At 72.9% G+C, this 13,328-nt stretch carries 14 protein-coding genes and 1 riboswitch; of the genes, 6 read left to right on the top strand and 8 right to left on the bottom strand.

Going from position 1 to position 13,328, the window contains the following annotated elements; all coding sequences use genetic code 11:
• Nucleotides 1-77: 77 nt before the first annotated feature.
• Both ACIRQY_RS05365 and ACIRQY_RS05360 read right to left on the bottom strand, forming a co-directional pair.
• Nucleotides 78-1,178, bottom strand: coding sequence for a CU044_5270 family protein (locus ACIRQY_RS05365; protein ID WP_403922560.1), 1,101 nt, complete (start codon nt 1,176-1,178; stop codon nt 78-80).
• Nucleotides 1,175-1,750: an RNA polymerase sigma factor gene (locus tag ACIRQY_RS05360; RefSeq protein WP_403922559.1), complete on the bottom strand. Its 576-nt coding sequence runs from the start codon at nt 1,748-1,750 to the stop codon at nt 1,175-1,177. Before ACIRQY_RS05360 ends, ACIRQY_RS05365 begins: the two co-directional genes overlap by 4 nt.
• Nucleotides 1,751-2,006: 256 nt before the next feature.
• On the opposite strand from ACIRQY_RS05360, the gene ACIRQY_RS05355 reads away from it, so the two are divergent.
• Nucleotides 2,007-2,555: a hypothetical protein gene (locus tag ACIRQY_RS05355; protein ID WP_403922558.1), complete on the top strand. Its 549-nt coding sequence runs from the start codon at nt 2,007-2,009 to the stop codon at nt 2,553-2,555.
• A gap of 16 nt (nt 2,556-2,571) precedes the next feature.
• Here the strand turns inward: ACIRQY_RS05355 and ACIRQY_RS05350 are convergent, their stop codons facing one another.
• The 3 genes from ACIRQY_RS05350 to ACIRQY_RS05340 all read right to left on the bottom strand — a co-directional run bounded on the left by ACIRQY_RS05350 (nt 2,572) and on the right by ACIRQY_RS05340 (nt 4,697).
• Complete coding sequence (locus ACIRQY_RS05350; RefSeq protein ID WP_351787813.1) at nt 2,572-3,075, bottom strand: GNAT family N-acetyltransferase; 504 nt, start codon at nt 3,073-3,075, stop codon at nt 2,572-2,574.
• A gap of 132 nt (nt 3,076-3,207) precedes the next feature.
• Nucleotides 3,208-3,858, bottom strand: a complete 651-nt coding sequence (locus ACIRQY_RS05345) for a TMEM175 family protein (RefSeq protein WP_403922557.1) — start codon at nt 3,856-3,858, stop codon at nt 3,208-3,210.
• A complete protein-coding gene (locus ACIRQY_RS05340) occupies nt 3,855-4,697 on the bottom strand; it encodes a hypothetical protein (protein WP_403922833.1) in 843 nt (280 codons plus the stop codon). Before ACIRQY_RS05340 ends, ACIRQY_RS05345 begins: the two co-directional genes overlap by 4 nt.
• A gap of 190 nt (nt 4,698-4,887) precedes the next feature.
• Between ACIRQY_RS05340 and ACIRQY_RS05335 the strand changes: the two genes are divergently transcribed.
• Both ACIRQY_RS05335 and ACIRQY_RS05330 read left to right on the top strand, forming a co-directional pair.
• Complete coding sequence (locus ACIRQY_RS05335; RefSeq protein WP_351787818.1) at nt 4,888-5,190, top strand: hypothetical protein; 303 nt, start codon at nt 4,888-4,890, stop codon at nt 5,188-5,190.
• A gap of 13 nt (nt 5,191-5,203) precedes the next feature.
• Entirely contained in the window at nt 5,204-6,388 is a 1,185-nt protein-coding gene (locus tag ACIRQY_RS05330; RefSeq protein WP_403922556.1) for a glutathionylspermidine synthase family protein, read from the top strand.
• A 197-nt stretch (nt 6,389-6,585) separates the two neighbouring features.
• On the opposite strand, the gene ACIRQY_RS05325 is transcribed toward ACIRQY_RS05330, so the two are convergent.
• Nucleotides 6,586-7,278, bottom strand: a complete 693-nt coding sequence (locus ACIRQY_RS05325; protein ID WP_351787823.1) for a polysaccharide deacetylase family protein — start codon at nt 7,276-7,278, stop codon at nt 6,586-6,588.
• 343 nt (nt 7,279-7,621) lie between these two features.
• Nucleotides 7,622-8,830 (bottom strand): ornithine--oxo-acid transaminase, encoded by a 1,209-nt coding sequence (gene rocD, locus ACIRQY_RS05320; RefSeq protein ID WP_351787826.1) that lies wholly within the window; start codon nt 8,828-8,830, stop codon nt 7,622-7,624.
• Between the two features lie 123 nt (nt 8,831-8,953).
• Nucleotides 8,954-9,044: riboswitch (ZMP/ZTP riboswitch) on the top strand.
• Between the two features lie 70 nt (nt 9,045-9,114).
• Between rocD and glyA the strand changes: the two genes are divergently transcribed.
• From glyA to ACIRQY_RS05305, 3 genes are all read left to right on the top strand, one after another.
• Nucleotides 9,115-10,380, top strand: a complete 1,266-nt coding sequence (gene glyA / locus ACIRQY_RS05315; RefSeq protein ID WP_403922555.1) for a serine hydroxymethyltransferase — start codon at nt 9,115-9,117, stop codon at nt 10,378-10,380.
• Between the two features lie 229 nt (nt 10,381-10,609).
• Nucleotides 10,610-11,623 (top strand): tryptophan--tRNA ligase, encoded by a 1,014-nt coding sequence (gene trpS / locus ACIRQY_RS05310; protein WP_403922554.1) that lies wholly within the window; start codon nt 10,610-10,612, stop codon nt 11,621-11,623.
• A 111-nt stretch (nt 11,624-11,734) separates the two neighbouring features.
• Nucleotides 11,735-12,331, top strand: a complete 597-nt coding sequence (locus tag ACIRQY_RS05305; RefSeq protein ID WP_351787835.1) for a 2'-5' RNA ligase family protein — start codon at nt 11,735-11,737, stop codon at nt 12,329-12,331.
• A 144-nt stretch (nt 12,332-12,475) separates the two neighbouring features.
• On the opposite strand, the gene ACIRQY_RS05300 is transcribed toward ACIRQY_RS05305, so the two are convergent.
• A complete protein-coding gene (locus ACIRQY_RS05300; RefSeq protein WP_403922553.1) occupies nt 12,476-13,231 on the bottom strand; it encodes a decaprenylphospho-beta-D-erythro-pentofuranosid-2-ulose 2-reductase in 756 nt (251 codons plus the stop codon).
• Between the last annotated feature and the right edge of the window lie 97 nt (nt 13,232-13,328).

Below are 13,328 nucleotides of genomic sequence, written 5' to 3'. Positions count from 1 at the left end.
TGTCCACCTGCCCGCCGTGGTGAAGGGCCGCGCACGTCACGGCATGGCGCGGGTGGCTCGGGCCATCGGGCCGTTCTTCAGCGCGGCTTCAAGGTGGTCATGATGATCGGGGGCCGCTCCACGACGTCCGAGGGGGCCGGGGCGGGGCCGCCGGGCATCTGGCCGGGGTGATCGACGATGTCCGTCGCCACACGGGCGTAGGACTCGGACATGGGGTTCTCCCCGGGCCAGTCCCGGCGGGAGCCGTGATAGGCGTACGTATCCGCGTCCAAGAAGAGATACGCGCGCGTTCGGTGCCTGTCCTGGAATTCAAACGCGATGGTGATCCCGGACCTGCCGGCCGCGTCTCGCATGGGTGCACTGGCCAGATCGACTCCGGGGATCAGCGCCAGCGCGCGGTAGAGCGCGGCGTTGACCTGGGGGGGGATGTTCGGTACGGACCGCAGGATGTACACGATCCTGGCGAACTGGGCCCCGGGGGTGACGGCCGGGGGAATTATTTTCCAGAAATTGTGTTGTGAATCCTGGCCCTCGACGGGGGGGTCGATCGCGCTCGGATCGTGTCCTCTGGCGAAGAAGGGGTCGGTACTCACCCGTTCCAGCAGCTCGCGTGGGTCTGTGGGCAGCCCGGACAAGACCTCCCGGGTCTCCTGTGGCCGGTCCCCGACCTTCGGCGGCTGGAGGCGACCCCCGACCATCTCCGGCAGCGAGAAGGTATCCCCCACGGAGACGACCGTGCGGCCGCCTGTCGCGGGGCTTTTTTCGAGATTCGCGACCTTGACCCCGTCGTAGCGTGCCCAGGAAGACCTGCGTCCGCACTCGAAGCTGTCGCAGACCACGGCCCCGGTGTACACCCATTGGTGGGGACCGGGCTCCTCGTCCGAGCCCTTCGAGGCATTGACCGCAGCGGCGTCCAGAACCTGGGCAACCGTCATGGCGCGCACCGGGCGGGTCTGCGTTCCCGGTCCGCCCCAGGCGGTGATGACGACGGCGGCGACGGTGCCCGCGGCCAGGCCCACGAACGCGGTCCGTCGTACGGCGGGCCGTGCGAAGACTCGGCGAGCAGCCACCCGCATGCCGTGTCCGGCCGTCTCCTCGGCGACACCCTCGGCTCGGGCCCTTTCCAGGAGGGCCAGTTCCGCACCGAGTCGCTGTTTGAATCCGTTCGGGGTGTTCATCGGGCAGCCTCCGTGAGTGGGGTGTTGAAAGTGCCCGACGGGGTGGCGCGTTCGGCGCGCAACGCGACTCGGGCACGGTGCAGACGGACACGGGCGGTCGCCTGGGAGATCCGGAGCACCTTCGCGGCCTCCTTCGTGGTCAGTCCGTCGACGGCGACGAGGTCGATCACCGCGCGCAGCGGCTCGGACAGCACCGCGTGCCGGGCGAGGAGGCCCCTGGCCTCCCGCTCGGCGTCGATGCGCTCCTCGAAGCGCTGTACGTCCTGGTCGTCCAGCAGCCGACGGCCGCTCAACGTGGCCACCGCCTCCCGCTCACGGGCCGCATGGCGGACGTACGAGGCCAGCGTGTTGCGGGCGATCCCGTAGAGCCACACCCGATGCGTACCGCGCCTGAAGTCGTACCCCTCGAAGGACTCCAGCGCGGCCACGAAGACGTCGGCGGTCAGGTCGGCGGCCAAGTGCCGGTCGGTGGTTCTACGGGTGACGAAGCCGAGGACGGCATCGAAGTGAGCTTCGTACAGCTCGCTGAACGGGGTGCGACTCCGTCCGGGCTCGTGCGTGGGTATCTGCACGCGGGACCTCCAGTGGGCTCTGCAGTCTGTCACCCATCAATTGGCACGGGGATCATGAACCGTTACTTTCCGCAGGTCAGGGGGCTGCCGCAGCGCGCAGTCAGGACCGGTTGAGGCGCACCGCAGGGGCGGCCGCCTCAGCCGGCAGGGGCACACGCGTCAGTCGTGATGCGGCCGTGTGCGTCGTCCGAGGCCCTCGGATGCCGTTCCCGAGGCGTCTACGCTGTGGCCCTGCCGGGGACGAGGAGGGGGCGCCGTGCTGGGACTGCTCGGTTTCTACGACGAGTTGGACTACGGCTCGGAGCAGCCGAACGGATCGATACACGACGCCGTCCGGCCCGTGGGGGAGCCCGACGAGGCGGATCTGGTGGCCTATCTGGACGCCGGGCACGAGCTGATGGACGTCCTGGAGACCCAGGGTGACGTCCTCACCGGCATGGGCCACCGGCACTCGGTGGGGTGCTCCTCCCTGATGACCGACGGCGCCTGGCTGTGGCGCCAGGACTTCCCCCACTACCTGGAGACGCACCACGTCTCGCTGCCCGAGGAGTTCCTCCGGCGCGTCCGGCGCCTGGACTACCGGATGCCCGCCGTCCTCGCCGCGCGGTTCGCGCCGCTCTACGACCGGACCATGCCCCTCGTCGGATGGTCCTCGGCTGTCCCGTGGCGATCGACCGAGGCGCTGTTCATCCCGGAAGCACGGGAGGTGATCAGCAAGGCCCGGTTCGAGGCGGCGATCCCGACCGGGCGCGGGGACCGGCCGCAGGGCAGATGGGACCGGCCGCGCAAGCGGGGCAAGCGGTGAGCGGTGAGCGCGCGCGTCACGGCAGCGCGCGGGTGAGCCAGGCCACCTCGCCGTTCTCCTCCGTGGACAGGCGGTCCCGTTCGAAGCCGAGCTTCTCCAGGACGCGCAGCGAGGGCGCGTTCCAGGTGCCGACGGTCGACCAGAGCCGTTTCCGGCCGGTCGCCGCGGCGGCTTCGAGGACCGCGGCGGCGGCCTCGGTGGCGTAACCGCGCCCGTGCACCCGCTGGAACAGCTCGTACGCGATCTCCGGCTCGTCCAGGGTGGCGCGGCCGACGATCAGCCCGCAGTAGCCGATGAAGTCTCCTTCGGCGCGGCGCTGGACGGGCAGCAGGGCGATCCCCGTGGTCGCCGTCGTGCCCAGCAGTTCCGCGATGGACGTCCGGATGCGCTCGACCTCGGGGGTCCCCTTGCCGCGTTCGGCGAGCAGCGCGCAGAACTCCTCCGCGTCCGCCACGTCCCACGGTCGCAGCGTCAGCCGCTCGGTCTCCAGATGGAACGGCATCGTCCCGTACGTGGTCATGCCCCCACTCTGCCCCACCGGTTCTTCAGCGGTCGCGGAGGGAGCACCCCGGCACCGGGCCGGGAAGACCCTCTCCTGGCCCTTTCCTTGTCCTGCGCCGGTCGTCCCGGTCGAGCCGGTCGAGCCGGTCCGTCACCGGGCGGAGGCGCGGCGCTGGACGCGCTGGGCCACGGCGAGCACGATCGGTGCCGCGAGCCAGCACAGGTACGCGCCGGGCCCCCTCAGCAGGAACGCGAGGGGGATGGACACCCCGAACACCGAGGCCAGGCAGACACTGCGGACCAGGCTCTCGGTGAACACCCGGGGCGGGGCGTCCGCGCGGTACAGGTGCGCGCGCCGGATCTCCCGGATGATCAGTGCGAAGGTCGTGGACGCCAGGACCTGCACGAGCGCGTACAGGCTGAACCGGGGCGGGAAGGCGCTGTCCGAGGTGAGCACCCGGGTCGCGAACGGCATCAGGATCTGCATGAACAGCCATACCAAGGTGAGGCTGGTCAGGCGGCTGTCCAGCGTGCGGACGTACCGGAAGATCTCGTGGTGGGCGCGCCAGTGGGCGGCGATCACCACGAAGCTGATCCCGAAGGCCAGGTACTCCGTGCTGTGGTCGGCGACCGAGCCGAGCATCGCGCCGGTGGTGTCGCCGGAGGGGACGGGGAGGTCCAGCGCGAGGAGGGTGAGCGCGATGGCGACCGCCGCGTCGACGAACGCGGTGAGCCGGTCGGCGGCGCGTGCTCCCGCCGCGTCGGTCCCGTCGTCGGGCTGGTGGCCGGTGTGGGTCGTCATGATGAGGAGCAGCTCCCTGTGGCTCGGGCGCCGGTTTCCGGGGCCTCGCCGAAGCGGGCCAGGGTCAGGGAGCCCGCCAGGGCGACCGCGAAGCCGAGGAGGGCCGCCCAGGTCCAGCCGTCGCGGGTGCGGTCGCCGAGCCAGGCCACGCCGACCAGCGCGGGGCCGATCGTCTCGCCGATGACCATGCCCGCCGTGGCCGTCGTCACCGCGCCGCGCTGGAGCGCCGAGGTCAGCAGCACGAACGCGGAACCGCCGCCGAGCAGCAGCGCGTACAGGGCCGGGTCGGCCAGGTCGGGGCCGTCGATCAGCCGGACCGCGACCTCCACCACCCCGAAGCCGACGCCCGCCCCCAGACCGAGGACCAGGGCCCGGGGCCGCTGCGGCAGCCGCCCGCCCGCCGCGCCGACCAGCAGCACCCCGCAGGCCGTCGCGAGGAGTCCCCAGCCCAGCGCGTCCGGCCCGGCCCGGTGCCCCTCCGGGCCCGAGGCCAGGGCGAGGAGCGCGAGTCCCGCGCAGACCACGGCCACCGCCGTCCACTCCACCCGGCTCAGCCGGGCCCGCAGCACCCGGGAGGAGAGGACCGCCGTGACCGCCAGGCTCGCCGCGAGCGCCGCCCCGACCACGTAGATGGGCAGGGTCCGCAGCGCCACGATCTGGAGGACGAACCCCAGGCCGTCCAGGCCGAGTCCGGCGAGGTACCGCCACTGCCGCAGCGCCCGCCACAGCAGGGCGACGTCCACACCGCTCCCCGACCCCGGCGGTGCGGCGCGGGCCGCCACCGCCTGGAGGACCGAGGCCGCGCCGAAGCAGACGGACGAGGCGAGCGCGCAGATCATCCCGAGGAGCACGAAACGACTCTAGGCGCTGCGGCCGGAAAGCACCGGCCTACACTGTGCGGTCGCGGCAGGCGCGGGCGCGGCGGACGCGGAACCGCGCGGTCGCGGCAGGCGTGGACGCGACGGGCGGCCCGCTCGGCGCGACAGGCGCGACCGGGGGGCCGCGCGCGTGAAGGGGAGGCGTTCGGACATGCGGAGGCTGAGGTCGAGCACCGTGGTGCTCGGCGGGATGGGCGTGCTCGCGATGACGATCACCGCCTGCGGCTCGGAGCCGGACAAGCGGTGCGTGGACCCGCTGTCCCGGGAGGAACTGCCGCGCTACGAGTGCGAGAGCGGCGGTGGCGGCAACGACGACGATGACGGCGGCTCCACCCACCGGGGCTCGTACTACTACGGCGGCTCCGTCCGCGACAGCCGGGTGAGCGGCGGCAGCTTCGACCGGACCGCCGTGGACACCGGCGGCTTCGGCTGCTCCGGTTCCAGCGGCGGCTGAGGGGACCCGGCCCGTGGAACGGCACACCATCGAACCCCGCCCCGACTGGCAGCGGATCGTGGAGGAGCAGGGTCTCGTCTATCCGCTGACCCGTCATCCGGACGGTTCGCTCCGCCCGTACTGGGACGAGAGCGCCTACTACTCCTTCACCCTGTCCGAGGTCGAGGCGCTGGAGGAGGTCGTCGAGGAACTGCACGAGATGTGCCTGACGGCCGCCGCGCACATCGTCGAGCGGAACCGTTTCGCCGAGCTGGGGATGACCGACCCCCGGCTGATCTCCCTGGTCGCCGAGGCCTGGCGGCGGAGGGACGAACTCCCCAGCCTCTACGGCCGGTTCGACCTCTGTTACGACGGCGGCGGCCCGGCGAAGATGCTGGAGTACAACGCCGACACCCCGACCTCCCTGGTGGAGGCCGCCAGCCCGCAGTGGTTCTGGATGGAGGAACGGTTCCCCGGCGCCGACCAGTGGAACTCCCTCCACGAACGGCTCGTCGACGCCTGGAAGCGCCAGGCGCCGCTGCTGCCGCCCGGTCCGGTCCACTTCGCGCACTCGGACGGCGACGAACTGGGCGAGGACCTGATGACGGTCGCCTATCTGCGCGAGACCGCCCAGCAGGCCGGACTCGCCACCGAGGCGCTCTCGGTGGAACGCATCGGCTGGGACCGGCTCTCCCGCCGGTTCGTGGACGACCGGCTCCGCTTCATCCGCAGCTGCTTCAAGCTCTACCCGTGGGAGTGGCTGACCACCGACCGCTTCGGCCGGCACGTCCTGGACACCCTCGACAACGGCGGCGGCACCGGCACCACCTGCTGGATCGAGCCCGCGTGGAAGATGCTGCTCTCCAACAAGGCGCTCCTGGCGATCCTGTGGGAGCTGTACCCGGGCCACCCCAACCTGCTCCCCGCCCATCTCGACGGTCCCCGCGACCTCGCGCGGACCACCGGCTGGGCCGCCAAACCGCTGCTCGGCCGCGAGGGCGCGGGCGTCACCCTGCACGAGGCCGGTACGGAGCCCTTCGTACGGGACGGGGAACCCTGCTGCTACCAGGGGCTGGCCCCGCTGCCCGACTTCGACGGCAACCGGGTGGTGCTCGGCGCGTGGATCGTCGGCGACGAGGCGGCGGGGCTCGGGATACGGGAGTCGGCGGGCCCCGTCACCGACGAGTACGCCCGCTTCGTCCCGCACGTGATCCTGTAGCGGCGCCCACCGCCCACCGCGCGTGCCCCGTGGGAGCCGTACGGTCGCCACGCGCGCCCCGGGGGCCGTACGGCCGCCGCCCCGGCCCCGTCACCGGGGGACGCCGTACGGCCCGGCCGCTCGTCAGGGGTGCCGCTCGGGGCCGCCGCTCGGGGGGAGCTGCTGGGGTGAGCTGCTCGGGGGTGCCGCCCGCCCCGCTACTCCGGGACGTACTCGCGCAGCGGCGCGGGCTTCAGGCCCGCCGCCTCGGCCGCGGCCAGGGCGCGCCGCAGGTCCTGCTCCAGGGTCTCGTTGAAGTGCAGCAGGATGATGTCGCCCGCCTTCAGGGTGGGCGTGGGCGGGGTCCACTGGCCCCAGGTGGTGAGGTCGTACGTCCAGGTCACCAGCGCCTTCGCGCCGCAGGCGCGGGCGGCGGTGCGGGTGGTCGCGTCGTACACCCCGTACGGCGGGCGCACCAGCCGGGGCCCGTCGCCGAACTGGGCGAGGTGCTGGTCGCGCGCCCCGCAGAACTCCGCCTTCTGCCCGGCGGCGTCCAGCGTCGTCAGGTCCGGGTGGCTGACCGTGTGGTTCTCGACCCGGGAGGGCCCGTGGTTGAGCAGCGTGTGGAAGTAGCCGGAGTCGTACGAGTAGGCCCCGGGCAGCAGGAACAGCGAGGCGGGCACCCGGCGGTCGAGCAGCAGCTTCGCCGCGGCGGGGTCGTGGAACCAGCCGTCGTCGATGGTGATGAAGACGACCGGGTCGGTGGTGTCGATGTGCGACACCACCGGGACGGGCGCGGGCCAGGCCGCCGGGGCGGCGTGCACGGGTCCCGCGACCGCGCCGACGAGCGCGAGCGGGACGAGGGCGGCGAGCGCGGCACGCACGGCGTGACGCAGACGGAGTCTCGGCATGGCCGCATCATTGGCCTAGACCAACTGTCGTGTCAATGGCCCGAGTTGGCCAGAAAACTCCGCCGCGGTCCCGCCTTCCGCTCCGGAGGGCCGGACCCCGCCCTCCCACCGCCGTACGACTCCACCGCCGCCCGGCCACCGGCCGCCACGCCGTGGTCACCGGCTGCCGTGCCCCCCGGCCACCGGCCACCGGCTCCCATGCCCCTCGGGCCACCGGGCACGGCCCCGGCCACCAGGCACGGACCCAGCCACCGGGTGCGCCCGGCCCGCCGGGGCGCACCGTCCCCGGTTCACCGGGCGCACCCGTCCCCGTCCGGCCGGACGCACCCGTCCCCGGTCCTCCTCAGCCCTCCGACAGCACCTCCCGCAACTGCTCCAGGCCCCAGTCCAGGTCCTCCTTCGAGATGACCAGCGGTGGCGCGATCCGGATGGTCGAGCCATGGGTGTCCTTCACCAGGACGCCCCGCTCCATCAGCCGCTCCGAGATCTCCCGGCCCGTGCCCCGCGACGGCGCGATGTCCACCCCGGCCCACAGCCCGCGCCCGCGCACCGCCTCCACCGCCCCGTCGCCCAGGAGCAGCCCCAGCTCCGCGTGCAGGTGCTCGCCCAGCTCCGCCGCCCGCTCCTGGTACTCGCCGGTCCGCAGCATCGCGATCACCTCCAGGGCCACCGCGCAGGCCAGCGGGTTCCCGCCGAACGTCGACCCGTGCTCGCCCGGCCGGAACACGTCGAGCACCGACCGGTCCGCGACCACCGCCGACACCGGCACCACACCGCCGCCCAGCGCCTTCCCCAGGATGTACACGTCCGGCACCACACCCTCGTGCTCGCACGCGAACGTCCGGCCCGTCCGGCCCAGACCCGTCTGGATCTCGTCCGCCATGAACAGCACGTTCCGCCGGAGCGTCAGCTCCCGCACCCCCGCCAGATAGCCCGCGGGCGGCACCAGCACCCCCGCCTCGCCCTGGATCGGTTCCAGCAGCACCGCCACCGTGTTCTCGGTGACCGCCGCCTCCATCGCCGTCAGGTCCCCGTACGGCACGATCTCGAACCCCGGCGTGTACGGACCGAAGTGGTCCCGCGCCTCGTGGTCCGAGGAGAAGCTGATCACCGTCGTCGTCCGGCCGTGGAAGTTGTTCGCCGCGACCACGATCTTCGCGTGCCCGTCCGGCACGCCCTTCACCTCGTACCCCCACTTCCGGGCGGTCTTCACGGCCGTCTCCACGGCCTCCGCGCCCGTGTTCATCGGCAGCACCGCCTCCTTGCCGCACAGCTCGGCGAGCCCGGCGCAGAAGTCGGCGAAGCGGTCGTGGTGGAAGGCGCGCGAGGTCAGCGTCACCCGGTCCAGCTGGGCCTTCGCCGCGTCGATCAGACGCCGGTTGCCGTGCCCGAAGTTCAGCGCCGAGTAACCGGCCAGCATGTCGAGGTAGCGGCGCCCCTCGACATCGGTCAGCCAGGCGCCGTCCGCCGTCGCGACGACGACCGGCAGGGGATGGTAGTTGTGAGCGCTGTGCGCCTCCGCGGAAGCGATCGCGTCTTGTGTGCCCGACACGGGATCTCCGTTCGTCCTGCGGCTCGGGGGACGACCCCCGACGAGGGGGTGTGGCCCCTGTTTCTATCGTCGCTCGGATGCCGGACGGGGAAACCTCGCGCACGGCGCGCCCGCTACGCTGAAAACACGCACGGCGACTGGCGTACGGGGAAGCGACCCCGGGGGAGCCGTGCGCGGCAGACCACACGGGACGCCGCCCGCCTGGGCGTCACGGGACCGATGTCCCGGTGGCGCCGCGCTCCGCACGACGTCCCCGGGACCCCCGACGCCCGGAGGACACCACCGTGACCGCTCCGCAGCACCCCGCACTCACCCTCGCCGACCCCGAGCTCGCCGCCCTCGTCGGCGCCGAGGAACGGCTCCAGGCCGAAACCCTCCGTCTCATCCCCAGCGAGAACTACGCCTCCGCCGCCGTCCTCGAAGCCTCCGGCACCGTCCTCCAGAACAAGTACAGCGAGGGCTACCCCGGCCGCCGCTACTACGAGGGCCAGCAGAACATCGACCTGATCGAGACCCTCGCCGTCGAACGGGCCAAGGCCCTCTTCGGCGTCGGCCACGCCAACGTCCAGCCCTACTCCGGGTCCCCGGCCAACCTCGCCGTGTACCTGGCCTTCGCCGAGCCCGGCGACACCGTCATGGGCATGGCCCTGCCCATGGGCGGCCACCTCACCCACGGCTGGGGCGTCTCCGCCACCGGCCGCTGGTTCCGGGGCGTCCAGTACGGCGTCCGCCGCGACACCGGGCGCGTCGACCTCGACGAGGTCCGCGACCTCGCCCTGCGCGAACGCCCCAAGGTGATCTTCTGCGGCGGCACCGCGCTGCCCCGCACCGTCGACTTCGCCGCCTTCGGGGAGATCGCCCGCGAGACGGGCGCCGTCCTCGTCGCCGACATCGCGCACATCGCCGGGCTCGTCGCGGGCGGCGCCCACCCCTCGCCCGCCGGTCACGTCGACGTGATCTCCACGACCACCCACAAGACCCTGCGCGGCCCGCGCGGCGCCCTCCTCATGTCCGGCGAGGAGCACGCCAGGGCCCTCGACAAGGCGGTCTTCCCCGGCCTCCAGGGCGGCCCGCACAACCAGACCACCGCCGCCATCGCCGTCGCCCTGCGCGAGGCGTCCGGGCCCGCCTTCCGCGACTACGCCCACGCGGTCGTCGCCAACGCCCGCGCCCTCGCCGAAGCCCTCCTCGCCCGGGGCTTCGACCTGGTCTCCGGCGGCACCGACAACCATCTGATCCTGATCGACCTCACCGGCCGGGACGTCCCCGGCAAGACCGCCGCGAAGGCCCTCGACCGGGCCGGGATCGTCGTGAACCACAACACGGTCCCGTACGACTCCCGCAAGCCCTTCGACCCCTCCGGCATCCGCATCGGCACCCCGGCGCTCACCTCCCGGGGCCTGGGCACGGAGCACATGGCCGCCGTCGCCGACTGGATCGACCGCGCCGTCGAGGCCGCCGGGACCGGCGACGAGAAGACCCTCGCCGCCGTCCGCGCCGAGGTCGCCGACCTGATGTCCCTCCACCCGGCCCCCGGCCTCCCGGTCTGACCGGCCTCCCCACGGACCCGCGCGGGGCCGGGCACCCCCACCGGCCCGCGCGGGCCCGCGCCCGCCGGTCCCGCGAGACCGGCGGGCGCGGCGGAAGCGACGGACACGGCGGACGGGACGGACAGGGCGGACGGGACGGGTGCGGCGGACACGACGGACACGGCGGACGGGACGGGCGCGGCGCGGAGCCAGTCGGGGATCACTTCCCGCACCTGAGAGAATGGCCCGCATGGCCTCTGACAGTCCTCGTGTGCTCTCCGGAATCCAGCCCACCGCCGGCTCGTTCCACCTCGGCAACTACCTCGGCGCCGTCCGCCAGTGGGTCGACCTCCAGGAGACCCACGACGCGTTCTACATGGTCGTCGACCTGCACGCGATCACCGTCCCGCAGGACCCGGCCGAGCTGCGCGCCAACACCCGGCTCGCCGCCGCCCAGCTGCTCGCCGCCGGTCTGGACCCCGACCGCTGCACCCTCTTCGTCCAGAGCCACGTCCCCGAGCACGCCCAGCTCGGCTGGGTCATGAACTGCCTCACCGGCTTCGGCGAGGCCTCCCGCATGACCCAGTTCAAGGACAAGTCCGCCAAGCAGGGCGCCGACCGCGCCACCGTCGGCCTCTTCACCTACCCGGTCCTCCAGGTCGCGGACATCCTGCTCTACCAGGCCCACCAGGTCCCGGTCGGCGAGGACCAGCGCCAGCACATCGAACTGACCCGCGACCTCGCGGAGCGCTTCAACGGACGCTTCGGGGAGACGTTCACGATCCCCTCGCCGTACATCCTCAAGGAGACGGCGAAGATCTACGACCTCCAGGACCCGACGATCAAGATGAGCAAGTCGGCGTCCACGCCGAAGGGCCTCATCAACCTCCTGGACGACCCGAAGACCACCGCGAAGAAGGTCAAGAGCGCGGTCACCGACACCGAGACGGTGATCCGCTTCGACCCGGAGCACAAGGCCGGCGTCTCCAACCTCCTCACCATCCTGTCCACCCTCACCGGGACGGCCGTCGCCGACCTGGAGAAGAGCTACGAGGGCAAGATGTACGGCGCGCTGAAGACGGATCTGGCCGAGGTCATGGTGGACTTCGTCACGCCCTTCCGGACCCGCACCCAGGAATACCTGGACGACCCCGAGACGCTGGACTCGATCCTGGCCAAGGGCGCGGAGAAGGCCCGTACGGTCGCCGCCGAGACGCTGGCCCAGACGTACGACCGGATCGGTTTCCTGCCCGCCAAGCACTGAGCGGCGCCGGAGACCGGGGCCCCTGGCCGAAAGGGTGGTGCAGGCCGCACACTGGCGCTGCACCACCCGGCACGAGCCGACCGACAACGACCGACACCGGAGGAGAACGACGTGGGGACCGTAACGCTCGGCGTTTCGATCGCGGTCCCGGAGCCCTACGGCAGCCTGCTCCAGGAGCGGCGCGCCGGCTTCGGGGACCCGGCCGCGCACGCCATCCCCACGCACGTCACGCTGGTCCCGCCGACCGAGGTCGCTGAGGAGCGGCTGCCGGAGATCGAGGCGCACCTCGCCGGGGTCGCGGCGGACTGCCTGCCCTTCCCGGTCCGCCTTGAGGGCACCGGCACCTTCCGGCCGCTGTCGCCGGTCGTCTTCGTGAAGCTCCGGGAGGGCGTGCCCCCCTGCGACGGGCTCCAGCACCGGATCCGGGACGAGGCCGGACCGCTGGCGCGCGAGCTCCAGTTCCCGTACCACCCGCACGTCACCGTGGCGCACGGCATCTCCGAGGAGGGGATGGACCGGGCGTTCGCCGAGCTCGCGGGCTTCGAGGCGGCCTGGACCTGCCGTTCCTTCGCGCTGTACGAGCAGGGGCCGGACGGGGTGTGGCGGAAGCTGTACGACTACGAGTTCGGCAGCGGCCGCCCGATCTCCGCCGTCCCGGCCCAGGGCGGCAGCCCCGTCGACACCCCGTCCGCGACCCCGAGGACCTGACCCGACGGACGGCCCCGGACCGCCGCGCGGCCTCAGGGCCTCAAGGTCTCAAGGTCTCAAGGCCTCGGACCGGCAGGCGCCGGAATACGCGCTGTACGCCGGTCTCGGACCGACAGGCACCGGAGGACCCGCCGTACGCCGGTCTCAGACCGGCAGGCGCCGGAAGAGCGGCCGGGGCACGTGCCGGACCGCCGCCATCACCATCCGCAGGACCCCCGGCACCCACACCGTCTCCGAGCCCCGCCGCAGCCCCAGCTCGATCGCGGTCGCGACCGCCTCCGGAGTGGTGGCGAACGGCTCCTCGACCCGCCCCGCCGTCATCCTCGAACGCACGAACCCGGGCCGTACGACCATCACGCGCACCCCCGTGCCGTACAGCGCGTCCCCGAGGCCCTGCGCGAAGGCGTCCAGGCCCGCCTTCGACGAGCCGTAGATGAAGTCCGCGCGGCGGGCCCGCTCGCCCGCCACCGAGGACAGCACCACCAGCGAACCGTGCCCCTGCGCCTGGAGCGCGCCCGCGCACACCAGGCCCGCCGAGACGGCGCCCGTGTAGTTGGTCAGGGCGACCCGGACCGCCGCGACCGGATCGGACTCGTCCCGCGCCTGGTCGCCGAGGACCCCGAAGGCGAGCAGCACCATGTCGATGTCGCCCTCCGTGAAGATCTTGCCGAGCCGCTCCTCGTGCGACTCGGGGTCGAGCGCGTCGAAGGGGACGGTCCGCACCTCCGCGCCGAGCGCCCGCAGCGACTCCGCGGCGGCGGCCAGCGCGGGGGAGGGCCGTCCGGCCAGCCAGACGGTACGGGTACGGCGGGCGATCAGCCTGCGGGCGGTCGCGAGACCGATCTCGGACGTGCCGCCGAGGACGAGCAGGGACTGCGGGGCACCGAAGGCGTCCTTCACGGGAACTCCTGGGGGGCTGGTGGTCGCGCCGCCCCGGAGGACGGGGCGACGGCCTCGGAGAGCGAGGCGACAGCCATGGAAGTGACCGTATAGCCGG

The sequence above is a fragment of the Streptomyces sp. NPDC101490 genome, assembly GCF_044767145.1.
In the GTDB taxonomy this organism is placed as follows: Bacteria; Actinomycetota; Actinomycetes; order Streptomycetales; family Streptomycetaceae; genus Streptomyces.
This window is presented reverse-complemented; position numbering and strand designations above follow the sequence as displayed.